Here is a 24,667-nt window from a genome sequence, read left to right as displayed (position 1 = left end):
GGCCGCGCATGCACGGCCGCGGCATGCGCGCGTGGCGTTCGTGGCGCGCGCGCCCGCATCGTCGGCCGCCTCGTCGCGACGCGCGGGCGTTCGGCAAGCGGGCGAACCGGGACGTACAATCGTCCTCTCTCCCTTCGACGCGCGAGCAGCGCGAAAAGCCATGGAGCAGACGGATTGTGTCGTGATCGGCGCGGGTGTAGTCGGTCTGGCGATTGCACGCGAACTGGCCGCGCGCGGGCGTGAAACGATCATGCTCGAGGCGGCCGACGCGATCGGCACGGGCACGAGTTCGCGCAACAGCGAGGTGATTCACGCGGGGCTCTACTATCCGCGCGGGTCGCTGAAGGCGACGTCGTGCGTGCATGGGCGCGACCTGCTGTACGAGTTCTGCGACACGCATCACGTGCCGCACCGGCGCACCGGCAAGCTGCTCGTCGCGACGAGCGCCGCGCAGGTGAAGCAGTTGAAGGCGATCGCCGCGCGCGCGGCCGAAAACGGCGTGCTCGACCTGTTGCCGCTCACGCGCGCCGAGGCGCAGACGCTCGAGCCCGCGCTCGAATGCGTGGAGGCGCTGTTCTCGCCGTCGACCGGCATCGTCGACAGCCATCAGCTGATGCTCGCGCTGCTGGGCGACGCGGAACGCGACGGCGCCGTATGCGCGCTGCACGCGCCGGTCGAATCGATCGACGTGCTGCGCGGCGGGCGCTTCGTCGTGCGCACCGGCGGCGCCGTGCCGGCCGAGATCGACGCCGCGTGCGTGATCAACAGCGCGGGGCTCGGCGCGCAGGCGCTCGCGCGCCGTACGCGCGGCCTCGATCCGCGCTGGGTGCCGCCGCTCTATCTCGCGCGCGGCAATTATTTCAGCCTGTCGGGCCGTGCGCCGTTCTCGCACCTGATCTACCCGATGCCCGAGCGCGCCGGGCTCGGCGTGCACCTGACGTTCGATCTCGGCGGGCAGGCGCGCTTCGGCCCGGACGTCGAGTGGTGCGATTCGCTGCGCTACGAAGTCGATCCGGCGCGCGCGGGGGCATTCTATGCGTCGATCCGCGCGTTCTGGCCGGGCCTGCCCGACGATGCGCTGCAGCCCGCGTACGCGGGCATCCGGCCGAAGCTCGCCGGGCCCGGCGAGCCGCCGGCCGACTTCATCGTGCAGGGCGCCGCGCAGCACGGCGTGCGCGGGCTCGTGAACCTGTTCGGCATCGAGTCGCCGGGGCTCACCGCGTCGCTCGCGCTCGCGCAGCGCGTGGGCGACATGGTGTCGCGGGCGTGACGCATGGCCCGCCGCCGCGCGGGCCGGCCGCGTGAAGCGCGTGTGAAGCCCGTGTGAAATCCCTTATCTCCGGCATTTCGGCGCGCACATTTATTCGCTTGAGCGTTATTCTGTTGGACGCCGTCGCCAGAACGGCTTTCAAACCGATAACGTTGGAGCGAGTCCCCATGAAAACATCCCGTCGGAGTTTCCTGATCACGAGCATTGGTGCCGTGTCCGCGCTGGCGCTGTCGCGCGAAGCACTGGCCGACGCGCCGATGCTGTCGGAAACCGATCCGACCGCGGTGGCGCTCGGCTACAAGGCCGATGCCACGAAGGTCGACAAGACGAAGTACCCGAAATACGCCGCGGGCCAGGATTGCGCGGCCTGCATGCTGTACCAGGGCAAGAAGGGCTCGGCTTCGGGCCCGTGCGGCGCATTCCCCGGCAAGCAGGTGTCGGCGAAGGGCTGGTGCAGCGCCTTCTCGAAGATGGGTTGAGGCCCGTGCGGCATCGTGCGATGCCGCAATGCGGCGAAAACCGCAGCACGCCCGCCGTCGTTCGATGGCGGGCGTTTTTTTAATGCTTGAAAACGGTTCCGTCGCTTTCTACACTCGCTGCACACCAGCGCGCCGCGGCACCCCGCGCGCCGAACCGCCCGATACGGCGAATCCACGAGGACGAGGCACGCATGGCGACGATTGCGAATTCAACGAAAACGACCCGGCCCGAGCGCGCGCTGAACCGGCGTGCCGTCGTGGCGGCCGTGATCGGCAATGCGCTCGAGTGGTACGACTTCACGGTGTTCGGCTTCATGACGGTCGTGATCGCCGAGCTGTTCTTCCCCACCTCCAGCGAATACTCGTCGCTGCTGCTCACCACCGCGACGTTCGGCGTCGCATTCTTCATGCGCCCGATCGGCGGCATCGTGTTCGGCCTGTACGCGGACCGCGCGGGCCGCAAGGCCGCGCTGTCGCTCGTGATCCTGCTGATGACGGCCGGCATCTTCCTGCTCGCGATCGCGCCGCCGTATGCGGCGATCGGCATCGGCGGCCCGCTCCTGATCGTGCTCGGCCGCCTGCTGCAGGGCTTCTCCGCGGGCGGCGAATTCGGCAGCGCGACGGCGCTGCTGATCGAGGCCGCGCCGTTCTCGAAACGCGGCTTTTACGGCAGTTGGCAGATGGCGAGCCAGGCGGCCGCGCTGCTGATCGGCGCGCTCGTCGGCGCGGCCGTCACGCGCGGGCTGTCGCCCGACGCGCTGCGCAGCTGGGGCTGGCGCGTGCCGTTCGTCCTCGGGCTCGTGATCGGCCCGATCGGCTTCTACATCCGCCGCCATCTCGCGGATTCCGAAGCATTCCTGCATGCGCAGCAAAGCGCGCGCCGCGCGACGCTCGGCGAAGTGTTCACGCGCCACCCGCGCGAGGTGCTGTGCGGGCTCGGCTCGGTGATCGCGCTCACCGTGACGATCTACGTACTGATCAGCTATCTGCCGACGTTCGCGGTGAAGCAGCTGAAGCTGCCCTATGCGGAATCGTTCTACGCGGTGATCGCGGGCAACCTGCTGCTGATGGTGCTGTCGCCGGTCGCGGGCGCATGGTCGGACCGCATCGGCCGCAAGGGGCTGTCGCTGTGGTCGCTCGTGCTGACGCTCGCGCTGATGTATCCGCTGTTCGCGTGGCTCGACGCGGCGCCGAGCATCGGGCGGCTGATCGCGGTGCAGGCCGTGCTGTCGGTGACGCTCGCGGGCTACTACGGGCCGTTCGGCGCGATGATCGCCGAGCTGTTCCCGGCCAACGTGCGCTCGACCGGGCTGTCGATCGCGTACAACGTCGCGGTGATGCTGTTCGGCGGCTTCGGGCAGTTCATCGTCACGTGGCTGATCAAGGTCACGGGCACGCCGCTCGCGCCCACCTACTACGTGATGGCGGGCATCGCGCTGTCGATCGTCGCGGTCGCGTTCGTGCCCGCGCGCAGCGCCGACCTCGATGCGCCGGCGTGAGCGCGTGACGGATCGAATGCCGTCATTACATCGTTTCGCAAAACGCAACGATCGGCGGCCGAACGACGAGGATCGCGTGTCGCACCTTCGTGTTCGCGTCCGGATTGTTTAGTCGCCGAACGAAACACGCGCGAAATGAACGGAATCGCCGCTCACGCGCGCTGTCGCATTTTTTACCCACACTAAACATCGGCAAAAACCCGGCGGGCGTCTAGAAGAGTTTTTTCTCCAGCTTGTTGCAGAATCGCTAGCTCAAGTAATATCCGCGTACGCCGGCTCCCTGGCGGGACCGGTTCCGATCTGGAGACCTGGAGGAAACATGGAATACAACCGTCTGTTGCACACCCTGCGTGTTACCGCCATGGCAGGCGTGGCAGCGGCATCGCTCGGCGTCGCGGGTTCTGCATTCGCACAGATCCCGAACAAAACGCTCGTCTACTGCTCAGAAGGCAGCCCGGCGGGTTTCGATTCCGCGCAATTCACGACCGGCGTCGATTTCACCGCCGCCACGTTCACCGTCTACAACCGCCTCGTCGAATTCGAGCGCGGCGGCACGAAGGTCGAGCCCGGCCTCGCCGAGAAGTGGGACGTCTCGTCCGACGGCAAGGTGTACACGTTCCACCTGCGCCATGGCGTGAAGTTCCACACGACCGACTTCTTCAAGCCGACGCGCGAATTCAATGCGGACGACGTGCTGTTCACGTTCCAGCGCATGCTCGACCCGAACAATGCGTTCCGCAAGGCGTACCCGGTGTCGTTCCCGTACTTCACCGACATGGGCCTCGACAAGCTGATCACGAAGATCGAGAAGGTCGATCCGTACACCGTGAAGTTCACGCTGGCCGAGCCGAACGCGCCGTTCATCCAGAACATGGCGATGGAGTTCGCGTCGATCCTGTCGGCCGAATACGGCGACCAGCTGATGAAGGCCGGCAAGGCCGCCGACATCAACCAGAAGCCGGTCGGCACGGGCCCGTTCATCTTCCGCAGCTATACGAAGGACGCGACGATCCGCTTCGACGGGAATCCTGATTACTGGAAGAAGGGCGAAGTGAAGCTGTCGAAGCTGATCTTCTCGATCACGCCCGATCCGGGCGTGCGCGTGCAGAAGATCAAGCGCAACGAATGCCAGGTGATGAGCTATCCGCGCCCGGCCGACATCGCGACGCTGAAGGCCGACTCGGGCATCGACATGCCGTCGCAGCCGGGCTTCAACCTCGGCTACCTCGCGTACAACGTCGAGCACAAGCCGGTCGACAAGCTCGAAGTGCGTCAGGCGCTCGACATGGCGATCAACAAGAAGGCGATCCTCGAGTCGGTCTACCAGGGCGCCGGCCAGGCCGCGACCGCGCCGATGCCGCCGACCCAATGGTCGTACGACAAGAACCTGAAGATGGCCGCCTTCGACACCGCGAAGGCGAAGGCGCTGCTCGCGAAGGCCGGCTTCCCGAACGGTTTCGAGATCACGCTGTGGGCGATGCCGGTGCAGCGCGCGTACAACCCGAACGCCCGCCTGATGGCCGAGATGATCCAGGCCGACTGGGCGAAGATCGGCGTGAAGGCGAAGATCGTCACGTACGAGTGGGGCGAGTACATCAAGCGCGCGCACGCGGGCGAGCAGGACACGATGCTGATCGGCTGGACGGGCGACAACGGCGATCCGGACAACTGGCTCGGCACGCTGCTCGGCTGCGAGGCGATCAAGGGCAACAACTTCTCGCACTGGTGCTACAAGCCGTTCGACGAGCTGATCCAGAAGGGCCGCACGACGACGGGCCAGGATGCGCGCACGAAGCTCTACACGCAGGCGCAGCAGATCTTCGCGCAACAGCTGCCGTTCTCGCCGATCGCGAACTCGACGGTCTACCAGCCGGTGCGCAAGAACGTGGTCGACATGCGTATCGAGCCGCTCGGCTATGCGCGTTTCGACGGTGTCAGCGTGAAGTAACGGGGCTGGCGTAAGCTGTCGTCATTGAGAAAACCGGCTTGAAATCATCCGGCGGCGAGGGGCCAGAAGCCCCTCGTCGCCGGTCGCACATTTCCCACAAGAAAATACGAGACGCATCATGTTCAGATTCGTGTTGCGCCGCGTGGGGATGGTGATCCCGACCTTCATCGGCATCACCATCCTGGCGTTTGCGCTGATTCACCTGATACCGGGCGACCCCATCGAAGTGATGATGGGCGAGCGCGGCGTCGATCCCGCGATGCATGCGGAGGCGATGAAACGCCTCGGGCTCGACCAGCCGCTGCCGCTGCAGTATCTGCACTACATCGGCCGGGCGCTGCACGGCGACCTCGGCATGTCGATCATCACCAACACGAGCGTCGCGGGCGAATTCTTCGCGCGCTTTCCGGCGACCGTCGAACTGTCGCTGTGCGCGCTCGTGTTCGCCCTCGCGGTCGGGCTGCCGGCCGGCGTGATCGCCGCGCTGCGGCGCGGCTCGGTCATCGATCACGGCGTGATGGGCACCGCGCTCACCGGCTATTCGATGCCGATCTTCTGGTGGGGGCTGATCCTCATCATGGTGTTTTCGTCGACGCTCGGCTGGACGCCCGTGTCGGGGCGCATCGCGGTCGAATACGATTTCCCGCACCCGACCGGCTTCATGCTGATCGACGCGCTGCTCGCGCCGGACGAAGGCGCGTTCAAGTCGGCGGTGAGCCACCTGATCCTGCCCGCGATCGTGCTCGGCACGATCCCGCTCGCGGTGATCGCGCGGATGACGCGCTCGTCGATGCTCGAAGTGCTGCGCGAGGACTACATCCGTACGGCTCGCGCGAAGGGGCTGTCGCCCGTGCGCGTGGTCGTCGTGCATGCGCTGCGCAATGCGCTGATTCCGGTCGTCACCGTGATCGGCCTGCAGATCGGCACGCTGCTTGCTGGCGCCGTGCTGACCGAGACGCTCTTTTCGTGGCCCGGCGTCGGCAAGTGGCTGATCGATGCGATCGGCCGCCGCGACTATCCGGTCGTCCAGGGCGGCATCCTGCTGATCGCGACGCTCGTGATCGTCGTGAACCTGGTCGTCGACCTGCTGTACGGCGTGCTGAATCCGCGCATCCGCCACACGAGGTAATTCCATGAGCAATCTGCAAAATACCCTGCCGACCGAATCCGCGCCGGCCGGCGGCCGTGCGCTCGCGCTGCGCGAGTTCTGGGCCAACTTCTCGCGCAACCGCGGCGCCGTCGGCGCGGGCATCGTCGTGATCGTGCTGATCGCAGTCGCGCTGCTCGCACCGCTGATCGCGCCGCACAGCCCGGTCGAGCAATATCGCGACTACGTGAAGATTCCGCCCGCGTGGCTCGCCGGCGGCAACTGGCAATTCATCCTCGGCACCGACGAAGCGGGCCGCGACATCCTTTCGCGGCTGATGTTCGGCGCGCGGATGTCGTTCTGGATCGGCTTCGTGTCGGTCGTGCTCGCGCTGATTCCCGGCATCGTGCTCGGGCTCGTCGCCGCGTTCTTCCAGAAATGGGCGGACACGCCGGTGATGCGCATCATGGACGTGCTGCTCGCGCTGCCGTCGCTGCTGCTCGCGGTCGCGGTCGTCGCGATCATCGGCCCGGGCCTCACCAACACGATGTTCGCGATCGCGATCGTCGCGCTGCCGGCCTACGTGCGCCTCACGCGCGCGTCGGCGCTCGGCGAGCTGCAGAAGGAATACGTGACCGCGTCGCGCGTGGCCGGCGCCGGCACGCTGCGCCTGATGTTCTCGCAGGTGCTGCCGAACTGCACGGCGCCGCTGATCGTGCAGGCGACGCTCGGCTTCTCGTCGGCGATTCTCGACGCGGCCGCGCTCGGCTTCCTCGGCCTCGGCGTGCAGCCGCCGACCGCCGAGTGGGGCGCGATGCTGGCCTCCGCGCGCGACTACATCGACAACGCATGGTGGATCGTGACGATGCCCGGCCTGTCGATCCTGATTTCGGTGCTCGCGATCAACCTGCTCGGCGACGGGCTGCGCGACGCGCTCGATCCCAAACTGAAACGGATGGCGTGAACATGAGCAGCCAGAATCTTCTGACCATCCGCAATCTCGCGGTGAATTTCAACGGCCTGCCCGCGGTCGACCGGATCAACCTGTCGGTCGCGCCGGGCGAGGTGGTGGGCGTCGTCGGCGAATCGGGCTCGGGCAAGAGCGTGACGATGATGGCGCTGATGGGCCTGATCGACGCGCCCGGCAAGGTGACGGCCGACGAGGTCACGTTCAACGGCGTGGATCTCCTGAAGGCGTCGCCGAAGGCGCGCCGCAGGATCGTCGGCAAGGACATCGCGATGGTGTTCCAGGACGCGCTGACGAGCCTGAACCCGAGCTACACGGTCGGCTACCAGATCAAGGAAGTGCTGAAGCTGCACGAAGGGCTGCGCGGCGACGCGCTGCACCGGCGCGCGCTCGAGCTGCTTGACCAGGTCGGCATTCCCGATGCGAAGAACCGCATCGCGTCGTTCCCGCACCAGATGTCGGGCGGGATGAACCAGCGCGTGATGATCGCGATGGCCGTCGCGTGCAACCCGAAGCTGCTGATCGCCGACGAGCCGACCACCGCGCTCGACGTGACGATCCAGGCGCAGATCATGGATCTGCTCGTGAAGCTGCAGAAGGAACGCGGAATGGCGCTCGTGCTGATCTCGCACGATCTGGCCGTGGTGTCGGAGGTCGCGCATCGCGTCGCGGTGATGTACGCGGGCGAGATCATCGAGACCAACCGCGTGCCCGACATCTTCCGCGCGCCGCATCATCCGTACACCGAAGCGCTGCTCGCGGCGATTCCCGAGCACAATCAGGGGGCGCGTCGCCTTGCCGCATTGCCCGGCATGGTGCCGGGCCGCGATGATCGCCCGTCCGGGTGCCTGTTCGCGCCGCGCTGCAAGTACGTCGTCGACGATTGCCGCAAGGCGCGGCCGGCGCTCGACACGCTGGTGCCGGCCAACGATGCGATGCGCGCGCGCTGCATCAAGCCGCTCAATGTTTCCAACCTCGACCTGACGGGAGGGGCACGATGAATGCAGTCAATCAAACGCCTCGCGCATCGCACGACGAGGAAGCGGTACTGGTGGCCGACGGCCTCGCGAAACACTACACGGTGAAGCGCGGGATGTTCGGCCAGGGCACGGTGAAGGCGCTGAACGGCGTGTCGTTCTCGCTCAAGCGCGGCAAGACGCTTGCCGTCGTCGGCGAGTCGGGCTGCGGGAAGTCGACGCTCGCGCGCCAGCTCACGATGATCGAGGCGCCCACCGCGGGCAGCCTCGTGATCGACGGCAAGAACGTGGCCGGCGCGAGCCGCGACACGGTCGCCGACCTGCGCCGCCGCGTGCAGATGGTGTTCCAGAATCCGTTCGCGTCGCTGAACCCGCGCAAGACCGTCGAGCAGACGCTCGCCGAGCCGCTCGAGATCAACGCGAACCTGACGGCCGCCGAGCGCGCCGCGCGCGTCGCGCAGATCATGCGCACGGTCGGCCTGCGGCCCGAGCACGCGAAGCGCTATCCGCACATGTTCTCCGGCGGCCAGCGCCAGCGGGTCGCGATCGCGCGCGCGATGATCCTCGATCCGCGCATCGTCGTCGCCGACGAGCCGGTGTCCGCGCTCGACGTGTCGATCCAGGCGCAGATCCTGAATCTGTTCATGGATCTGCAGGAGCAGTTCAAGACGAGCTACGTGTTCATCTCGCACAACCTGTCGGTGGTCGAGCACGTCGCGGACGACGTGATGGTCATGTACTTCGGCAGCGTCGCCGAGCTCGGCGACAAGGCGACGATCTACGCACGGCCGCGCCATCCGTACACGCAGGCGCTGATGTCGGCGACGCCGGCGATCTTCGAGGAAGACCGCCGCGTGCAGATCAAGCTGCAGGGCGAACTGCCGTCGCCGCTCAATCCGCCGTCGGGCTGCGCGTTCCATCAGCGCTGCCCGTACGCGATCGAGCGGTGCCGCGTCGAGGAGCCGCAACTGCGCGAAGTGGACGGCCGGCGCGTGGCCTGCCATCGCGCCGAGGAAGTCGGGGAGGCGAATGCCTGAAGCGTTGGCGGCGCGCGTGTCCGGCGCGCGCCGTGCGGGGGCAGGCGGCGCGCGCGCAATGCGCGCGTACCGCGACGCGCGGCGCTGGAGCGTGCGTACCGTCACGGGCGCGGCGCTGGCCGGCGCGTGCGTGGCGGCCAGCGTCGTGGCCCCCGTCGAACCGGCGCGGGCCGAAGGGCGTGCGCCGGCGACCGCGCCGATTCGTCCGTCGCAGGTTCCGCCGCCCGGCATGAGCCTGCCGGGCTTCCATGCGCCGGCCGTGTCCGACGGCACGGTGTCGCGCGGCACCGTGCGCGTGCAGCCGGCGCGCATGCCGTTCTACGTCGCGACCAGGGGCAAGGTCACGCTCTACGTGCTCGGCACGCTGCACACGGGCGATCCGTCCGACTACCCGAGCGCGCAGCCGTTCCGGCCGCCCATCCTCGCGGCGCTCGCCGCGTCGCCGACGCTCGCGCTCGAGCTGTCGCCCGACGATCTGCTCGAATCGCAGGACGACGTGTCGAAGTACGGCGTGTGCCGCTATCCGTGCCTGCAGCGCCTGCTGCCCGAGCCGCTGTGGCAGCGGCTCGCGGCGCGCCTGCGCGGCAACCCGGCCGCGCTCGCCGAGATCCGCAAGATGCGGCCGTGGCTCGCGGCGCTCGTCGTCGAGACCTACGATTCGCTGTCGGCCGGCCTGCAGACCGAATACGGCACCGAGGCGCAGCTGCAGAACGTGTTCCTGAGGAAGAAGGGCGGCCGCGTGATCGGGCTCGAGACGCTCGCCGAGCAGATGCGCGCGTTCACCGGGCTGACGCTCGCGGAGCAGCGCGAGATGCTCGCGCAGGACATGGTGCAGACGCCCGCGCAGAACGCCGACGACATCAAGGCGCTGCACCGGCTGTGGCGAATTGGCGACGCCGATGCGATCTCGGCGTGGGCCGTCGCGAAGAGCGAACGGCTCGCGCGTTCGAAGGCGTTGTCGGCGTCGCTCGACAACAAGATCGTGTACGAGCGCAACCGGCGCTTCGTTGCACGGATGACGGCAATCGCCGCGCCGAACCGGCCGCTGTTCGTCGCGATCGGCGCGCTGCATCTGGGCGGCCCGCGCGGCGTGCTCGAATTGTTGCGCCAGCAAGGATACCGGGTCGACGCGAACTGATCGCGCCCGGCTGCCCGCCGTGATCATCCCCTGTTTGATCGACGACTCGCGCGCCGCGCGACGCGCCTGCGCGGTGGCGCCGGTCGATAAGGAAAACCCTTGAATCGTCGGAAAATAGCGTTTAAAACGATTGACATCCCGTTCGGCCGATCTCTATTCTTCATCCCACAAGTTGAAAAAATGAAAAGAATAGATAAGTTCTACGGGGTAGCAGAAATAAAGCGCGGGGTGAGCGTCGCCGGCACGTGAAGCACGTGCCGGCCGCGGAGAGGCTGCATGCACGGCGGGGCCAACGTCGTCTACAACACATGCATGCGGGCCGACTTGCACATAAGCGACGTTCCGTCGTCTGACCGGGGAAGGCAGTGATCGGGCGGCGGCGGACGTTTTTTAATCCGGAATATTTTTCCGGTCACCGTCGAAAGACGGTTTCGGGGGGTGAATCGACAGACGGCGAAGCCGCGGCGATTGCACCAACGGAAAAGCGCCGCGAGGGCGCTTTTTTCTTTGCCGCGACGAAAACGTGCGGCGCGCGGCAATGTGCCGAATACGCCGAATGCTTCGTTATGCGCGTTCGTCGGCCTGCAGCGCGCCGGGCGCAACCACGTCGACGCCGGCGGCCTCGAGCGCCGCGCGGATCCGCTTCGCGAACGCCAGCGCATGCGGCCCGTCGCCATGCAGGCAGACGGTCTGCGCATTGAGCGGCACCCACTCGCCGCTCAATGCGCGCACCTGCCGGTTGCGCACCATGTCGAGCGTGCGCGCGAGCACCGCGTCTTCGTCGTCGATCAGCGCGCCGGGCTGACTGCGCGGCACCAGCGAGCCGTCCGCGCGGTAGCCGCGATCGGCGAACACCTCTTCCACCGCCGCGAGCCCCGCATGCCGCGCGGCCGCGATGAACACGCTATTCGCGAGGCCGAATACCGCGAGCGACGGATCGAAATCGTGGATCGCGGACACCACGGCGTCGGCGATCATCGGGTCGCGCGCGGCCTGGTTGTACAGCGCGCCGTGCGGCTTCACGTGCGCGATGCGCCCGCCCTCGGCCTGCGCGATCGCCGACAGCGCGCCGAGCTGGTACAGCACGCCCGCATAGATGTCGCCGGCCGGCAGCTGCATTTCCTTGCGGCCGAAATTCTCCGGATCGTGAAAGCTCGGGTGCGCGCCGATCGACACGCCCTTGCGCACGGCCCAGCGCACGCAGTCGCGCATCGCGTTCGCGCCGCCTGCATGCCAGCCGCATGCGATGTTCGCCGACGTGACGAGGTCGAGCAGCGCCTCGTCCGATCCGCATCCTTCGCCGAGATCGGCATTCAGATCGATTTCCATATGTTCCTCGTCCACTGGTTGCGTGGCGCGTCTTTCGCTGCTGCTTCCGCCATTGTCACGCCGCGCGCGATCCGGCGCGGCGGCGCGCCTCCTCGCGCATTTCGATCGCGACGTCGATCTGCCGCAGGTACGCCCGTTCCGCGACGAGGGCGGCACGCGCGGCATCGGGCGTCGTGCGCACGAAGCGGATCGGCAGGTTGAGCCGCGCCTGCGCGAGCTTCCACAGATCGGCGCGGATCACCGTGCCGATCTTCGGGTAGCCGCCGGTGGTCTGCGCGTCGTGCATCAGCACGATCGGCTGGCCGTTCGGCGGCACCTGGACCGTGCCGGGCAGTACCGCGTGCGACAGCAGCTCGACCGGCCGCTCGCGCGCAAGCTCGGCGCCGGCGAGGCGATAGCCCATCCGGTTGCTGTTCGCGGTGACGAGCCATTCCTCGTCCCAGAACGCCTGCTGCGCATCGGCCGCGAACGACGCGTAGTCGGGGCCCGGCAGCACGCGCACGGGCATCGCCCACGGCGCATGCGCGGGGCGGTGACGGCGCGGCGGCTCGTCGACCCGCACGAACGCGCACCACGCGGGCGCCTTCACGCCGAATTCGGGCGCATCGGGCGCCAGGCAGCCCGCGCCGGCCGGCGGCACGCCGACCGGCAGGCGATCGCCGTCGCGCAGCGCGCGGCCGCCGAGGCCGCCGAAGCGCGACGCGAGATCGGTGCTGCGCGAGCCGAGCATCGGCAGCACGTCGATGCCGCCCGCGATGCACAGGTAGCCGCGCATCCCGCGTTTCGCGGCCGGCAGCACGAGCGTCTGCCCGGCGTCGACCGGCAGGCTCCACCACGCGTGCACGGGCTTGCCGTCGAGCGTCGCGCCGAATTCGGTGCCGGTGATCGCGATGCGCGTGGCGCGCGGGAAGCGGAACGCGGCGGGGCCGATCGTGATTTCGACGGCCGCGGCGTCGGGGCGGTTGCCGACGAGCCGGTTGCCGACCTCGAGCGCGAGGCCGTCGAGCGCGCCGCCCTGCGCGACGCCGAGATGGCGCATGCCGCGGCGCCCGAGATCCTGCACGGTCGACAGCGGCCCGGCCCGCACGACTTCGATGGTGCCCGGTGCGTTGCTCTGGGTCATCGTGTGTCGACTCCGGCGATGGTGAAGCGTACGCGGTCGCCGGGCAGCAGCAGCGTCGGCTGCGGCCGCGCCGGATCGAACAGCACCTGCGACGTGCGGCCGATCAACTGCCAGCCGCCGGGCGACGTGGCCGGGTAGATGCCCGTCTGCGCGCCGCCGATGCCGACCGAGCCGGCCGGCACCTCGAGCCGCGGCGCCGCGCGGCGCGGCGTGTGCAGCGACGCGTCGAGGCCGCCCAGATACGCGAAGCCCGGCTGGAAGCCGACGAAGAACACGACGTAGGCGCCGCCCGCGTGGCGCGCGACGACTTCATCGGCCGACAGGCCCGTGTGCGCGGCGACGGCGGCCAGGTCGGGGCCGGCGGCCCCGCCGTATTCGACCGGAATCTCGACCTCGCGGCCGTCGGCGTGCTCGACGTCGGCCGTCTCCCACGCGTCGCGCAGCGCGGGCGTGAGCGAGTCGGCCGTCGCGGCGAGCGCGTCGAACACGATGGTCAGGTTGTTCATGCCGGGGACGACGTCGATCACGTCGGGCCATGCGCGCGCAGCCTCCGCCACGGCCCAGACGCGGCGCTGGCAATCGAGCGTGGCGGGCGGCGGCACCTCGCAGACGAGGGCGGCATCGCCGAGCGGATAAATGCGGGGTTGCGTCATCGGACTGGCACGGTTCGGACGGCAATGTTAGCGCACATTGTCAATAAAATATCGACAACTTCTCAATAAGCGTTTTCGCCTAGCTCGTCGGCTGGGGCTTCTGGCGTACACTCGGGCACATCCTGTCATCCGGCTTGCGCCGCCTTTCCATGAAGCGTCCTGCGACCAAGATCGTGTCATCCGAACACCTCGTTTCCGAATCGAGCGCGGAGCTGTCGGAGCTCGAATACGGGCTCATCATGGCCGGCAACGCGTTCAACCGCTGGATGGTGCGCTGCATGTCGGCGGCGGGCGCGAAGGACATGACGGCGGTCGAGGTCTCGCTGCTGCATCACGTCAGCCATCGCGAACGCAAGAAGAAGCTCGCCGACATCTGCTTCGTGCTCAATATCGAGGATACGCACGTCGCGACCTATGCGCTGAAAAAACTGATCGCCCGCGGCTATGTGAAGAGCGAGAAGAGCGGCAAGGAAGTGTTCTTCTTCGCGACCGACGCGGGCCGCGAGCTGTGCCTGAAATACCGCGAGGTGCGCGAGCACTGCCTGATCGAGACGCTGAAGGACAGCGGCCTCACCAACGAGCAGATCGGCGACGCGGCGCAGTTGCTGCGCCACGCTTCGGGCCTCTACGACACGGCCGCGCGCGCGGCGGCGTCGCTGTAGGCGCCGGCGCAAAGCGGCGCGCGCGGCGATGCGCTCACGGGCGCATGGCGACGATCGCGGCGCCGCGCGCGGCATTATCCGGCGCCCGGGTAAAGCGCGCCGTCGGTGACGATCCAGCGCAGCGCGAGATCGTGCGCTTCGGCCGGCAGCGCATCGACGCGGCATGCTTCGTACGCGATGCCGACCGTCACGGGCAGCGCGTCGCCCGGCCACGCGGCGAGCGTGCGGTCGTAGTAGCCGCCGCCGTAGCCGAGCCGGTAGCGCTGAAGATCGAATCCCACGCAGGGAATCAGCAAAAGATCGGGCACGACGACGATTCCCGACGCCGGTTCGGGAATCCGGTGATGGCCTTCGCGCATCGGCGTGCGCGCATCCCACGCGTGAAAGGCGAGCGGCGTGTGACGCTCGCCGATCACCGGCAGCGCGGCGCGCCGGCCGGCGCCCGCCGCGCACCATGCGAGCACCGCGTCGCGCGCATCGAATTCGCCCGGCAGCGGCCAGTAGAACCCGACCGTGCGCGGCGCCAGACGGTCGAGCAGCGCGCGCAGCCGCGCGTCGAGCGCGGCGTTCGCGGCGGGTTGCGACGCGGCGTCGCGACGGGCGCCGGACAGCGTTTTGCGCAGCGCAACCTTCGGGTTCGGCACAGGGTTGCGTGCTATGCTTTCGCTCACTTCGTGCTCCATTCAAAACGATGTCGAACAGCCTTTTCCGAGTATATCGCGCGCTCGCGCTGACGCTTTCGGCCGCCGCGCTCGTCGCGGGCACGGCCGCATGCGCCGCACCGAACGACGACACGCTCCCCGGGGATGACCAGATCTTCGTGCAGCTTCGCGAAGCCGCACGCCGCAACGACGCCGCGAAGGCCGCGCAGCTTGCGTCGATGATCCCGAACTATCCGGTTCCGTCCTACGTCGAGTATTTCCAGATCAAGCCGCAGTTGTTCGATTCGACGGGCCGCGCGCGCGTCGATGCGCCGGACGCGCCCGTGCAGTCGTTCCTGCAGCGCTACGACGGGCAGGCGATCGCCGATCGCCTGCGCAACGACTACCTGCTCGTGCTCGGCGCGCGTCACGACTGGCGCAATTTCGACGACCAGTACAAGCGCTTCGTGCTCGACGACGACACGCAGGTCAAGTGCTATGCGCTCGAATCGCGCGCGGCGCGCAACGAGAACGTCGCCGACGCGGCGCGCGCGCTGCTCGTCGAGCCGAAGAACTACGGCGACGCGTGCGTCGACCTGATCACCGCGCTCGCCGTCAACCAGCAGTTCACGAGCGACGACGTGTGGCAGCAGGCGCGCCTCGCGTACGAGCAGAACTACACGACGCTCGGCGGCAAGATCGTCGACGCGCTCGGCCCGCGCCCGGCCGGCTTCGACCAGGCGACGAGCGCGCCGCCGCTGTATCTCGCGCGCGGCGTCGGCCCCGACGCCGCGTCGCATCAGCTCGCGCTGATCGCGCTCGGCCGCATGGCGCGCAACGATCCGGACGCGGCCGCCGGGATGCTGACGACGGTCGCGCCGTCGCTCACCAAGCAGGAACAGGCGATCGCGTGGGGCGCGATCGGCTACCAGGGCGCGATCAAGCGCTCGCCGATGGCATCGGTCTGGTACGCGAAATCGGCGAACGCGCCGCTGTCGAACCCGGGCTACGAATGGCGCACGCGCGCCGCGCTGCTCGCCGGCAACTGGCCGATGGTGCGCTGGTCGATCGAGCAGATGCCGCCGTCGCTGCGCAACGATCCGGCGTGGATCTACTGGCATGCGCGCGCGCTCAAGCAGAGCGGCGACACGCTGCAGGCGAACCAGGAATTCGAGCAGGTGGCCGGCCAGTTCAACTTCTACGGGCAGCTGGCCGGCGAGGAGCTCGGCCAGCGCACGACGATTCCGCCGCGCACGAAGGTGAGCGACGCCGAGATCGACGCGATGAGCAAGATCCCGGGCTTCGCGCTCGCGCAGCGCTTCTATGCGCTGAACCTGCGCCTCGAAGGCAATCGCGAATGGAACTGGCCGCTGCGCGGGATGACCGATCGCCAGCTGCTCGCGGCCGCCGAATACGGCAAGCGCGTCGAGCTGCTCGACCGCACGGTCAACACGGCCGACCGCACGAAGGCCGAGCACGACTTCACGCTGCGCTATCCGTCGCCGTACCGCACGACCGTCGAGCGCTACGCGCAGTCGACGGGCCTCGACGTCGAGTGGGCGTACGGGCTGATCCGCCAGGAATCGCGCTTCATCATCAGCGCGCGTTCGTCGGTCGGCGCGGGCGGCCTGATGCAGCTGATGCCGGCGACGGCCCAGATGGTCGCGAAGAAGCTCGGCATGGGCACGATCTCGCGTGCGCAGATGCACGACATCGACACCAACATCCAGCTCGGCACGTGGTATCTCGCGGACATCTACAACAACTTCGACAGCTCGCCGGTGCTCGCCACCGCCGGCTACAACGCGGGCCCGGGCCGGCCGCGCCAGTGGCGCCAGGTGTTGACGCAGCCGGTCGAAGGCGCGATCTTCGCGGAGACGATTCCGTTCAACGAGACGCGCGACTACGTGAAGAACGTGCTGTCGAACACCGTCTACTACGCGGCGCTCTTCGAGGGCAAACCGCAGTCGTTGAAGAAGCGTCTAGGCATGATCTCGCCCTGATACATGAACTGCCGCGCGAGACGCGGCAGTGTTCTTTCGAGGCCCACATCATGGATCGCCAGACCGTCGCGCTGCTGGGCGGCACCGGCTTCATCGGCAGCCGGCTCGTCAATGCGCTGATCGACGCCGGCAAGCACGTGCGGATCGGCACGCGGCGGCGCGACCACGCGCGCCACCTGCAGATGCTGCCGGTCGACATCGTCGAGCTCGACGCGCTCGACACGCGCACGCTCGCGCGCTTCGTCGCCGGCGCGCACGCGGCGATCAACCTGGTCGGCGTGCTGCACGGCGGGCGCGGCACGCCGTACGGGCCGGGCTTCGAGCGCGCGCACGTCGCGCTGCCGGCCGCGCTCGCGACGGCCTGCACGGAGGCCGGCGTGCGGCGTCTGCTGCACATGAGCGCGCTCGGCGCCGATTCCCACGGCGCGAGCATGTACCAGCGCTCGAAGGGCGACGGCGAAGCCGCGCTGCATGCGATCGCGGCCACCGATTCGCTCGCGCTGACGATCTTCCGTCCGTCGGTCGTGTTCGGCCCGGGCGACGCCTTCCTCAATACGTTCGCGACCCTGCAGCGCACGGTGCCCGTGCTGCCGCTCGCGATGCCCGACGCGCGCTTCCAGCCGGTGTTCGTCGGCGACGTCGTGCGCGCGTTCGTCAACACGCTCGATCTCGCGGGCGCGCACGGCAAGACCTACGAGCTCGGCGGCCCGACCGTCTACACGCTCGAGCAACTGGTGCGCTACTGCGGCACGCTGGTCGGCCGGCAGGCACGCATCGTGCGGCTGCCCGACGCGCTTGCGCGGCTGCAGGCAAGCGTGTTCGAATGCCTGCCGGGCGAGCCGGTGCTCACGCGCGACAATCTCGCGACGATGTCGGTGCCGAACGTGCTGTCGGGGCCGCTCGCGCCGGAACTCGGGCTCTCGCCCGCGAGTCTCGAAAGCATCGCGCCCGCGTATCTCGGCGAAGCGACGAAACGCTCGCGGTTCGACTGGTTCCGCTCGCGTCGTTAACCCGCGCGCCGGGCAACGTCGGCCGGCCCCTTTCTTTTCCTTTTTCGCGTTTTCGGGAACCCCGTCATGAAGCTCGTCATTGGAGACAAGAACTACTCGTCGTGGTCGATGCGGCCGTGGCTGCTGCTCGTGCATTTCGGCATCCCGTTCGACGAGATCGTGGTCGAGCTGCGTCGCGACGACACGGCCGCGCGCATCCGCGAATACTCGCCGACCGGCAAGGTGCCGTGCCTCGTCGACGATCACGGCTCGGCGATCTGGGATTCGCTCGCGATCGCCGAGACGCTCGCCGAGCGCTATCCGCAATTCCCGATGTGGCCGGCCGACCCGCTCGCGCGCGCGCATGCGCGCTGCATATCCGCCGAGATGCATTCGGGCTTCGCGGCGCTGCGCACGCAGATGGGCATGAGCATCCGCGCGTCGATGCCGGGGCGCGGCGCGACGCCGGAAGCGCTCGCCGACGTCGCGCGCATCGACGCGTTGTGGAGCGAATGCATCGAGGCGTCGGGCGGGCCGTTCCTGTTCGGCGAATTCGGCATTGCCGACGCGATGTACGCGCCCGTCGTGATGCGCTTCAACACGTACGCGCCGGCGCTGTCGCCGGAAGCCGCCGGCTATGCGGCGCGCGTGACGGCGCTGCCGGCGGTGCGGCAGTGGATCGACGGCGCGCGCCGCGAAACCAACGTGATCGCCGAATACGAGCCCCAGTGATGAACATCTACGCAGTAGGCGGAGCGATCCGCGACGAATTGCTCGGCGTGCCGGTGCAGGACCGCGACTACGTGGTGGTCGGCGCGACGCCCGAGCAGATGACCGCGCAGGGCTTCCGGCCGGTCGGCAAGGATTTCCCGGTGTTCCTGCATCCGCGGACGCAGGAGGAATACGCGCTGGCGCGCACCGAGCGCAAGACGGCGGCCGGCTATCACGGCTTCCAGTTCCATTACGCGCCGGACGTGACGCTCGACGAGGATCTCGCACGGCGCGACCTGACGATCAACGCGATGGCGCGCGAGGTGAGCCCGGATGGCGCGCTGGTCGGCCCGGTGATCGACCCGTTCGACGGGCAGGCCGACCTGCGCGCGCGCGTGTTCCGGCACGTGAGCGACGCGTTCGTCGAGGATCCGGTGCGGATCCTGCGCATCGCGCGCTTTGCCGCGCGGTTCGCGGATTTCACGGTCGCGGACGAAACGCTCGCGCTGATGCGGCGCATGGTTGACGCGGGCGAGGTCGATGCGCTCGTGCCCGAGCGCGTATGGCAGGAGATCGCGCGCGGGCTGATGGAGGCGAGGCCGTCGCGGATGTTCGCGGTGTTGCGCGACTGCGGCGCGCTCGCGCGCATCCTGCCCGAGGTCGACGCGCTGTGGGGCGTGCCGCAGCGCGCCGATTACCACCCGGAAGTCGATACCGGCGTGCACGTGATGATGGTGGTCGACTACGCGGCGAAGCAGGGCTATTCGCTGGCGGTGCGCTTCGCGGCGCTCACGCACGATCTCGGCAAGGGAACGACGCCCGCGGACGTGCTGCCGCGCCACGTCGGCCACGAAGGCCGCAGCGTCGAACTGCTCAAGCCGTTGTGCGAGCGGCTGCGCGTGCCGAACGAATGCCGCGATCTCGCGCTGGTGGTCGCGCGCGAGCACGGCAACCTGCATCGTGTGATGGAAATGGGCGCGGCCGCGCTGGTGCGGCTCTTCGAGCGCAGCGACGCGCTGCGCAAGCCGGCGCGCTTCGCCGAACTGCTGCAGGCCTGCGAATCGGATGCGCGCGGCCGGCTCGGGCTCGAGGCGCAGCCGTACCCGCAGGCCGAGCGGCTGCGCGTCGCGCTCGCGGCGGCGCGCAGCGTCGATGCCGGTGCGATCGCGCGCGGCATCGGCAGCGACACGGAGAAGATCAAGGATGCCGTGCACCGCGCGCGGATCCAGGCTGTCGCGCAGGCGCTCGCGATCGGCGAGTAGGCGGCGCGGAACAGCGCGCAGGGCGTGCGCGCCCGTCGGCCGTTACGGTTTCTTCCTGCGTGCCGGGGTCGCAGCCGCCGGGCGTTTGCCGGCGGCGGCAGCGCGCGCCTTCGCCGTCCCCTTCCTTTCGGCTGCGCCGGCCCTCGACGGCCGTGCCGCGGCGGCGTCGCGGCCATTCCGTTCGGGAGCCGGCGCGCGGCGGCGCACGCGCGGCGCGCCAGCGGCCGGCTGCCCGATATCCGTCGTCGCGGGCACGCATTCCGCACCGCTGTCGTCGAACAGCGGCAGCGTGCTGACGGTGATCAGCTCGGCCGGCCCGTCGCCGACGTTGGCCACGCGATGGCGCTTGCGCGCGTCGAAGTGCAGCGAGTCGCCGGCCGTCAGCGGGTAATGCTTCTTGCCGACCGTGTAGCAGACGCGGCCGGCCAGCACGTACACGAATTCGTCGCCGCCGTGCGCGACCCATTCGGACCGGTAGCCTTCCAGCATCTGCACCTTGAGCGCGTTGATCTGGCTGCCGTCGAACGTGGTGGACAGCCGCTCGTACCACTGCGACGCGGCGTCGAGCGCGTACGGCCGGCGGCTGCCCTCGTGCGAATCGGGCTGCGCCTGGCGCGGCTGGTCGATCAGCGCGCCGAGCGGCACGCCCAGCGCCTTCGCGACGTTGACGAGCGACGACAGCGAGATGCCCGTCAGATGACGCTCGACCTGCGACAGGAACCCCACCGACAGTTTCGCTTCGGACGCGACTTCCAGCAGCGTCTTCTTCGCTTCCCGGCGCAGGCGGCGAATGCGCTGGCCGATACGCATGAGGTCTGAATCCATGAATCTCTTTCGTGTGGCAACGAGTCGGGACGCGGGCGAAGGGGCTAAGCGGCCGCCGGGGCGGGACGGCGGCGGGGCCGGCGCATTGTACCGCGCGGCGTCGCCGGCCGAATTGGCGTTGTGCCGGGATCCGCGGGCAGGGCGCCGATTTTAGTCCTACGAAAATTTTGGCTTGACCTCGATTTCAGCGTGCTCTAGATTCTGTCGCGCATCAAACAAAGTTAAGTGAGACAAAAATTTTACCGAGGGCCTGCCGCCTGAACGGCGGCGCGGCCGCGGCCGCGCGTCGTGCCGTGCGTGACCTGAACCGCGGCGACGTGTCGTGTCAGGCAGGTGCGACGCCGCGACATGCTTCCGGCCGCCGACAACAACGCATAACGGGCATCCGATGATCGATCGACTGAAATACAGCTTCTCCGGCCTTCCCCCGTACGACGCGTCCGTCGCCGACACGCAGGCCGGCCTGTCGCGCCTGCTCGATGCCGCGCGGCTCGACGCGGTGGTGATCACGTCGCAGGACGAATACGTGACCGAATACCTGCCGCGCGGCAACAACCCGCGCTACGCGGTGTCCGGTTTCGACGGGTCGGCCGGCTGCGGAATCTTCCTGAGCGCGGCGACCGCGCAGGCGCTCGATCTGCCGCCGTTCGTGCTGTTCGTCGACGGCCGCTATCACTTCCAGGCCGACGAGCAGTGCGATCCGGCGCGCGTGCGCGTCGAGAAGCTCGGCATCGACGTGACGATCTGGCAGGCGATGGCCGACTGGCTGCTCGCGCACGCGAGCCGGCTCGCGCGGGTCGGCTACGACGCGCGGCGGATCAGCGTCGCGCAGCGCGACCGGCTGTTCGAGCAGACACGGGCCGCGTCGCTCGACTGGGCGAGCCTCGCCGATCGCGAGATCGATCGCGCGATCGCGCTGCCGGGCTGGAACGTCGAGCGGCCGATCTTCGAGATTCCGGCCGCGATGACCGGCGCGAGCGTCGCGCAGAACCTCGACGCGCTGAACCGCCGGCTCGCCGCGCATACCGGCGCGGCCGACGGCAGGACGGCGTTCTTCACCTGCGCGTCGGACGATCTCGCGTATCTGCTGAACAGCCGCGGCTATCACATCCCGAATGCGTCGTCGCACCTCGGCTTCCTGTTCGCGATCGGCGGCCAGGTGGCGCTGTTCTTGCCGGAAGGCTGCGACCGCTGCGAGGTCGCGCTCGATTCGTATCCGGCGCTGCACGTGATCCGGCGCGACGTCGCGGCGCTCGAACGGTTTCTGGCCCGGTTCGCGGTCGAGCACGTGTGCTACGGCTTCGAATCGGTGAACTGCGCGCTCGTCGACGCGGTGAAGCGCGTGTGGCCGCACGCGCGGCATGCCGATTTCAACCCGGTCGAGGCGATGCGGGCAAGCAAGACGCCGGCGGTGCTCGAGCGCTTCCGCGACGCGTTCGCGCGCAGCTCCACGGCGATCGCCGAGACGATGCGCTGGGCGAAGACCGGCGAGCCGGGCGTGCGCCACACCGAGTACGACCTCGCGCGCAGGATCAACGACGCGTACGGCGCCCGTTCGGCGGTCGCGCTGTCGTTCCCGTCGATCGCGGCGAACGGCGCGAACAGCGCGTTCGCGCATTACACGGCAGCGAGCACCGACGTCGAGCTGACCGAGGGCGAGCTCGTGCTGCTCGACAGCGGCGCGTACTACGAAGCCGGCTTCGCGACGGACTGCACGCGCGTCGTGCTGCGCCGCACGCGGCCGGAGACGGTCGCGCAGCGGTGGCAGCGCGAGATCTACACGGTCGCGCTGAAGGCCTGCATCAAGGGGATCGTCGCGCGCTTTCCGGCCGCGGCGACGGGCGGCGACGTCGATGCGCTGGTGCGCCAGGTGTGCCGCGATCATGGCCACGATTTCGGCCACGGCACCGGCCACGGCGTCGGGATCCACGTGCACGAGGGCGGCGTGCGGTTCGCGCCGGGTGCGACGTACGGGCTGGTGCCGAATGCGGTGATTTCGGTCGAGCCGGGCATCTACCTGCCGGGCAAGGGCGGCGTGCGGATCGAGAACATCGTGATCGTGCGGCCGGACGACGCGCAGCCGGGCACGGTGACGTTCGAGAACATCGTGACGGTCGGCTACGACTGGGACCTGATCGATCTCGATCTGCTGGACGACGCCGAGCGCGCGTACCTGCGCGACTACGAGCGGCTGTGCGTGGAACGCGGCACGCAGGTCACCGCGTGTCCGCTGTTGTAACGAAGGGGAAAGCAGGGAGCGCGGCCGCGGGGCGGCCCCGCGGCGCGGCTCGACGCCGGCCGGTCAGCGCGTGAGCGCCGACACGCGCCCGTCGGGGCCGTACACGCCGGCCGGCGTGGGCGCCGAGCGCAGCACCGCGAGCGCGCGCTCGTTGTAGTCCATCCGGATCCGGATCAGCATCCCGTTGTTCGCATTGGCCTGGCGCGCGCGTTCGGCGGCCTGCTGCAGCAGTTGCCAGCGGCTCGCGAGGCGCGCATCGCGCTCGGCCGCCTGGTCCATGCCTTTCTTGCCGGCCGGAAAGCCGAGCGCGGAAAGCTGCGTGTCGCGCGTGCGTTCGAGCTGCGCGAGCCGGTCGATCAGCGCGCTTTTCTTCTCGACGATCCCGGGCAGCATCTCGAGCGGCTCGGCCGTCGTCAGCGCCTTTTCCTCGTAGACGAGCAGGGACGCGAACGCCTCGACCGTCGCGTGTTCGTCGTTGACCGTGGCCAGCAGCTCTTCTCTCATCGCGTCATGCTCGTCACGCCGGTGCGCGCAGTGCTGCGCGCGCCGGCAAACCGGGGTGACCCGGCCACGAGGCCGGGGATTAGCTGCCCGGACGCTGCTGCTGCAGCAGTTCGCGGGCGGTGTTCAATACGCCGTCGGCAATCTTGTTCGCGTCGATCGTCAGCGTGCCGTTGTTCAGCGCGTCCTTGATCGACTGGACCAGGCCCGCGTCGATATCGGCGTCGCCCGATGCGGACACCGAACGCAACTGGCCGGACAGACCCGACAGGTTCACGGTCGCGTCGCCGCCGGTCGATCCTGCGTCGGCTGCCGGTGCGGACGGCTGGTCCGTGCCGGACGGCGCACGGGCCGCGCCGTTGCCGGTCGGCGCGAGGGGGCTCGGTTTCGGAGTGGAATCGATCTTCACGATGGGTTTCCTGTACGGTTTGACCCAGATAACGGCCGGGTCGGCCCGAACTTTAGCATCGCGAGCCCGACAGACTCCGAATAAACAATTCTTTACATTTTTGCGGCCGATCCGTCCCTACAGCGGAATTTCCACGGTGCCGGCGTCCTTGACGATCGCCGTGACGATCTGGCCCGCCGCCATCCGCACCCGCACCGACTGGCCGGGCGCCGCATTCGCGAGCGCGCTGCCCTCGGCCGAAATCGTGAAGCCGGGGCCGGCCGCGACGACCCGCACCGTCTGGCCGGCCGACACCGACGCCGCGCTCTTCAGCATGTCCTGCCGCAGCGGCAGCCCGGCCGAGATGCGCGCGAGCGCGGTCGCGCCGATCGCCTGCGCCGGATCGGTGATCACCGCGAGCGGCAGCACCGTCAGGTCGCCGTCGCGCGCGACGAGATCGGCCGCGGAGAGCGGCTCGCCGGGCGCGATCTGGCGCGCGGCGACGTAATAGGTAGCCTGCACGGCGACCTTCGCCTGCAGGTAGACGGTCCACGGCCGTTCGCCCGCGCAGCGCACGCCGACCGTCGTGCGGCCCCACAGGCGCGCGCCGGTCGGCAGGAACGGTTCGAGCGTCGTGCACGCGGCGAGCCCGCGCGGAAAGGCGGTCGTGACCGTCGCGGTGGTCTTGCCGGGCAGGCCGGCGATCTGCTGCTGCAGGAACGCGAGGGCCGCGCGCCGGATCGTTTCGGGATCTTGCTGGCCGGGCGGCGTCGCGGGCGGCGTCGCGGGCGGAGACGTGGCGGCAGCCGGGGCCGGGTTGGCGGAGGCGGGCCAGATCGTCACGGCGATCGTCAAGGACGCCGGCACCGTGGAAATTCCGCTGTAGGGACGGATCGGCCGCAAAAATGTAAAGAATTGTTTATTCGGAGTCTGTCGGGC

At 68.9% G+C, this 24,667-nt stretch carries 22 protein-coding genes and 1 pseudogene; 15 read left to right on the top strand and 8 right to left on the bottom strand.

Annotated elements, in window-relative coordinates; translation table 11 throughout:
* The first annotated feature begins 160 nt into the window (after positions 1-160).
* The 9 genes from QZM15_RS33535 to QZM15_RS33495 all read left to right on the top strand — a co-directional run bounded on the left by QZM15_RS33535 (position 161) and on the right by QZM15_RS33495 (position 10,402).
* Positions 161-1,270, top strand: a complete 1,110-nt coding sequence (locus QZM15_RS33535; protein ID WP_302108011.1) for an NAD(P)/FAD-dependent oxidoreductase — start codon at positions 161-163, stop codon at positions 1,268-1,270.
* Positions 1,271-1,437: 167 nt separating this feature from the next.
* The gene (locus QZM15_RS33530) at positions 1,438-1,749 is read left to right on the top strand and encodes a high-potential iron-sulfur protein (RefSeq protein ID WP_021163765.1); all 312 of its coding nucleotides are present in this window, start codon (positions 1,438-1,440) and stop codon (positions 1,747-1,749) included.
* Between the two features lie 191 nt (positions 1,750-1,940).
* On the top strand, positions 1,941-3,248 hold the full coding sequence (locus tag QZM15_RS33525) for an MFS transporter (RefSeq protein ID WP_059583938.1): 1,308 nt from the start codon (positions 1,941-1,943) through the stop codon (positions 3,246-3,248).
* Positions 3,249-3,567: 319 nt separating this feature from the next.
* Positions 3,568-5,196, top strand: a complete 1,629-nt coding sequence (locus tag QZM15_RS33520) for an ABC transporter substrate-binding protein (RefSeq protein WP_302108010.1) — start codon at positions 3,568-3,570, stop codon at positions 5,194-5,196.
* A 118-nt stretch (positions 5,197-5,314) separates the two neighbouring features.
* The gene (locus QZM15_RS33515) at positions 5,315-6,325 is read left to right on the top strand and encodes an ABC transporter permease subunit (RefSeq protein ID WP_059583935.1); all 1,011 of its coding nucleotides are present in this window, start codon (positions 5,315-5,317) and stop codon (positions 6,323-6,325) included.
* Positions 6,326-6,329: 4 nt separating this feature from the next.
* Positions 6,330-7,247, top strand: coding sequence for an ABC transporter permease subunit (locus tag QZM15_RS33510; protein ID WP_006489141.1), 918 nt, complete (start codon positions 6,330-6,332; stop codon positions 7,245-7,247).
* A gap of 2 nt (positions 7,248-7,249) precedes the next feature.
* Complete coding sequence (locus QZM15_RS33505) at positions 7,250-8,251, top strand: ABC transporter ATP-binding protein (RefSeq protein ID WP_059583933.1); 1,002 nt, start codon at positions 7,250-7,252, stop codon at positions 8,249-8,251.
* On the top strand, positions 8,248-9,264 hold the full coding sequence (locus tag QZM15_RS33500; RefSeq protein WP_059583932.1) for a peptide ABC transporter ATP-binding protein: 1,017 nt from the start codon (positions 8,248-8,250) through the stop codon (positions 9,262-9,264). The genes QZM15_RS33505 and QZM15_RS33500 overlap by 4 nt, the downstream gene beginning before the upstream one ends.
* Positions 9,257-10,402, top strand: coding sequence for a TraB/GumN family protein (locus tag QZM15_RS33495; RefSeq protein WP_059642480.1), 1,146 nt, complete (start codon positions 9,257-9,259; stop codon positions 10,400-10,402). Before QZM15_RS33500 ends, QZM15_RS33495 begins: the two co-directional genes overlap by 8 nt.
* Positions 10,403-10,966: 564 nt before the next feature.
* Here the strand turns inward: QZM15_RS33495 and pxpA are convergent.
* From pxpA to pxpB, 3 genes are read right to left on the bottom strand one after another with little or no spacing between them, the layout of a single operon-like run.
* Entirely contained in the window at positions 10,967-11,731 is a 765-nt protein-coding gene (pxpA, locus tag QZM15_RS33490; protein WP_059642477.1) for a 5-oxoprolinase subunit PxpA, read from the bottom strand.
* 55 nt (positions 11,732-11,786) lie between these two features.
* Positions 11,787-12,854 (bottom strand): biotin-dependent carboxyltransferase family protein, encoded by a 1,068-nt coding sequence (locus QZM15_RS33485; RefSeq protein WP_060312202.1) that lies wholly within the window; start codon positions 12,852-12,854, stop codon positions 11,787-11,789.
* A complete protein-coding gene (pxpB, locus tag QZM15_RS33480) occupies positions 12,851-13,507 on the bottom strand; it encodes a 5-oxoprolinase subunit PxpB (protein WP_302108009.1) in 657 nt (218 codons plus the stop codon). Before pxpB ends, QZM15_RS33485 begins: the two co-directional genes overlap by 4 nt.
* Positions 13,508-13,656: 149 nt before the next feature.
* Between pxpB and QZM15_RS33475 the strand changes: the two genes are divergently transcribed.
* Entirely contained in the window at positions 13,657-14,169 is a 513-nt protein-coding gene (locus tag QZM15_RS33475) for a winged helix DNA-binding protein (RefSeq protein ID WP_059583924.1), read from the top strand.
* Positions 14,170-14,243: 74 nt separating this feature from the next.
* Here the strand turns inward: QZM15_RS33475 and QZM15_RS33470 are convergent, their stop codons facing one another.
* The gene (locus QZM15_RS33470; RefSeq protein ID WP_059642468.1) at positions 14,244-14,852 is read right to left on the bottom strand and encodes a 5-formyltetrahydrofolate cyclo-ligase; all 609 of its coding nucleotides are present in this window, start codon (positions 14,850-14,852) and stop codon (positions 14,244-14,246) included.
* Between the two features lie 8 nt (positions 14,853-14,860).
* On the opposite strand from QZM15_RS33470, the gene QZM15_RS33465 reads away from it, so the two are divergent.
* The 4 genes from QZM15_RS33465 to QZM15_RS33450 all read left to right on the top strand — a co-directional run bounded on the left by QZM15_RS33465 (position 14,861) and on the right by QZM15_RS33450 (position 19,775).
* A complete protein-coding gene (locus QZM15_RS33465) occupies positions 14,861-16,813 on the top strand; it encodes a lytic transglycosylase domain-containing protein (protein WP_060966543.1) in 1,953 nt (650 codons plus the stop codon).
* A 50-nt stretch (positions 16,814-16,863) separates the two neighbouring features.
* A complete protein-coding gene (locus QZM15_RS33460; RefSeq protein WP_059583919.1) occupies positions 16,864-17,823 on the top strand; it encodes a complex I NDUFA9 subunit family protein in 960 nt (319 codons plus the stop codon).
* Positions 17,824-17,889: 66 nt separating this feature from the next.
* Positions 17,890-18,534 (top strand): glutathione S-transferase family protein, encoded by a 645-nt coding sequence (locus QZM15_RS33455; RefSeq protein ID WP_059583917.1) that lies wholly within the window; start codon positions 17,890-17,892, stop codon positions 18,532-18,534.
* The gene (locus QZM15_RS33450) at positions 18,534-19,775 is read left to right on the top strand and encodes a multifunctional CCA addition/repair protein (RefSeq protein WP_124863659.1); all 1,242 of its coding nucleotides are present in this window, start codon (positions 18,534-18,536) and stop codon (positions 19,773-19,775) included. Before QZM15_RS33455 ends, QZM15_RS33450 begins: the two co-directional genes overlap by 1 nt.
* 42 nt (positions 19,776-19,817) lie before the next feature.
* Here QZM15_RS33450 and QZM15_RS33445 read toward each other — a convergent pair whose 3' ends face one another.
* Entirely contained in the window at positions 19,818-20,600 is a 783-nt protein-coding gene (locus QZM15_RS33445; protein WP_099316899.1) for a helix-turn-helix domain-containing protein, read from the bottom strand.
* Between the two features lie 388 nt (positions 20,601-20,988).
* On the opposite strand from QZM15_RS33445, the gene QZM15_RS33440 reads away from it, so the two are divergent.
* On the top strand, positions 20,989-22,839 hold the full coding sequence (locus QZM15_RS33440) for a M24 family metallopeptidase (RefSeq protein ID WP_302108008.1): 1,851 nt from the start codon (positions 20,989-20,991) through the stop codon (positions 22,837-22,839).
* A 63-nt stretch (positions 22,840-22,902) separates the two neighbouring features.
* On the opposite strand, the gene QZM15_RS33435 is transcribed toward QZM15_RS33440, so the two are convergent.
* The 3 genes and pseudogenes from QZM15_RS33435 to flgA all read right to left on the bottom strand — a co-directional run.
* Positions 22,903-23,343, bottom strand: a complete 441-nt coding sequence (locus tag QZM15_RS33435; protein ID WP_099316898.1) for a flagella synthesis protein FlgN — start codon at positions 23,341-23,343, stop codon at positions 22,903-22,905.
* 79 nt (positions 23,344-23,422) lie between these two features.
* On the bottom strand, positions 23,423-23,749 hold the full coding sequence (gene flgM, locus QZM15_RS33430) for a flagellar biosynthesis anti-sigma factor FlgM (protein ID WP_099316897.1): 327 nt from the start codon (positions 23,747-23,749) through the stop codon (positions 23,423-23,425).
* Positions 23,750-23,866: 117 nt separating this feature from the next.
* Positions 23,867-24,505: pseudogene (gene flgA / locus QZM15_RS33425) on the bottom strand (flagellar basal body P-ring formation chaperone FlgA); the annotation flags it as partial.
* Between the last annotated feature and the right edge of the window lie 162 nt (positions 24,506-24,667).

Origin of the sequence: Burkholderia sp. AU44665 (assembly GCF_030504405.1) — a bacterium.
In the GTDB taxonomy this organism is placed as follows: domain Bacteria; phylum Pseudomonadota; class Gammaproteobacteria; order Burkholderiales; family Burkholderiaceae; genus Burkholderia; species Burkholderia semiarida.
This window is presented reverse-complemented; position numbering and strand designations above follow the sequence as displayed.

Excerpts from the sequence above, each read along its gene's own strand:
- QZM15_RS33455 (WP_059583917.1), top strand. The coding sequence starts at position 17,890 with ATGAAGCTCGTCATTGGAGACAAGAACTACTCGTCGTGGTCGATGCGG.
- QZM15_RS33505 (WP_059583933.1), top strand. The coding sequence starts at position 7,250 with ATGAGCAGCCAGAATCTTCTGACCATCCGCAATCTCGCGGTGAATTTC.
- QZM15_RS33465 (WP_060966543.1), top strand. The coding sequence starts at position 14,861 with ATGTCGAACAGCCTTTTCCGAGTATATCGCGCGCTCGCGCTGACGCTT.
- QZM15_RS33525 (WP_059583938.1), top strand. The coding sequence starts at position 1,941 with ATGGCGACGATTGCGAATTCAACGAAAACGACCCGGCCCGAGCGCGCG.
- QZM15_RS33520 (WP_302108010.1), top strand. The coding sequence starts at position 3,568 with ATGGAATACAACCGTCTGTTGCACACCCTGCGTGTTACCGCCATGGCA.
- QZM15_RS33530 (WP_021163765.1), top strand. The coding sequence starts at position 1,438 with ATGAAAACATCCCGTCGGAGTTTCCTGATCACGAGCATTGGTGCCGTG.
- QZM15_RS33445 (WP_099316899.1), bottom strand. The coding sequence starts at position 20,600 with ATGGATTCAGACCTCATGCGTATCGGCCAGCGCATTCGCCGCCTGCGC.
- QZM15_RS33500 (WP_059583932.1), top strand. The coding sequence starts at position 8,248 with ATGAATGCAGTCAATCAAACGCCTCGCGCATCGCACGACGAGGAAGCG.
- QZM15_RS33440 (WP_302108008.1), top strand. The coding sequence starts at position 20,989 with ATGATCGATCGACTGAAATACAGCTTCTCCGGCCTTCCCCCGTACGAC.
- QZM15_RS33470 (WP_059642468.1), bottom strand. The coding sequence starts at position 14,852 with ATGGAGCACGAAGTGAGCGAAAGCATAGCACGCAACCCTGTGCCGAAC.
- QZM15_RS33460 (WP_059583919.1), top strand. The coding sequence starts at position 16,864 with ATGGATCGCCAGACCGTCGCGCTGCTGGGCGGCACCGGCTTCATCGGC.
- QZM15_RS33450 (WP_124863659.1), top strand. The coding sequence starts at position 18,534 with ATGAACATCTACGCAGTAGGCGGAGCGATCCGCGACGAATTGCTCGGC.
- pxpB (WP_302108009.1), bottom strand. The coding sequence starts at position 13,507 with ATGACGCAACCCCGCATTTATCCGCTCGGCGATGCCGCCCTCGTCTGC.
- QZM15_RS33535 (WP_302108011.1), top strand. The coding sequence starts at position 161 with ATGGAGCAGACGGATTGTGTCGTGATCGGCGCGGGTGTAGTCGGTCTG.
- pxpA (WP_059642477.1), bottom strand. The coding sequence starts at position 11,731 with ATGGAAATCGATCTGAATGCCGATCTCGGCGAAGGATGCGGATCGGAC.
- QZM15_RS33515 (WP_059583935.1), top strand. The coding sequence starts at position 5,315 with ATGTTCAGATTCGTGTTGCGCCGCGTGGGGATGGTGATCCCGACCTTC.
- QZM15_RS33510 (WP_006489141.1), top strand. The coding sequence starts at position 6,330 with ATGAGCAATCTGCAAAATACCCTGCCGACCGAATCCGCGCCGGCCGGC.
- QZM15_RS33485 (WP_060312202.1), bottom strand. The coding sequence starts at position 12,854 with ATGACCCAGAGCAACGCACCGGGCACCATCGAAGTCGTGCGGGCCGGG.
- QZM15_RS33475 (WP_059583924.1), top strand. The coding sequence starts at position 13,657 with ATGAAGCGTCCTGCGACCAAGATCGTGTCATCCGAACACCTCGTTTCC.
- QZM15_RS33435 (WP_099316898.1), bottom strand. The coding sequence starts at position 23,343 with ATGAGAGAAGAGCTGCTGGCCACGGTCAACGACGAACACGCGACGGTC.
- QZM15_RS33495 (WP_059642480.1), top strand. The coding sequence starts at position 9,257 with ATGCCTGAAGCGTTGGCGGCGCGCGTGTCCGGCGCGCGCCGTGCGGGG.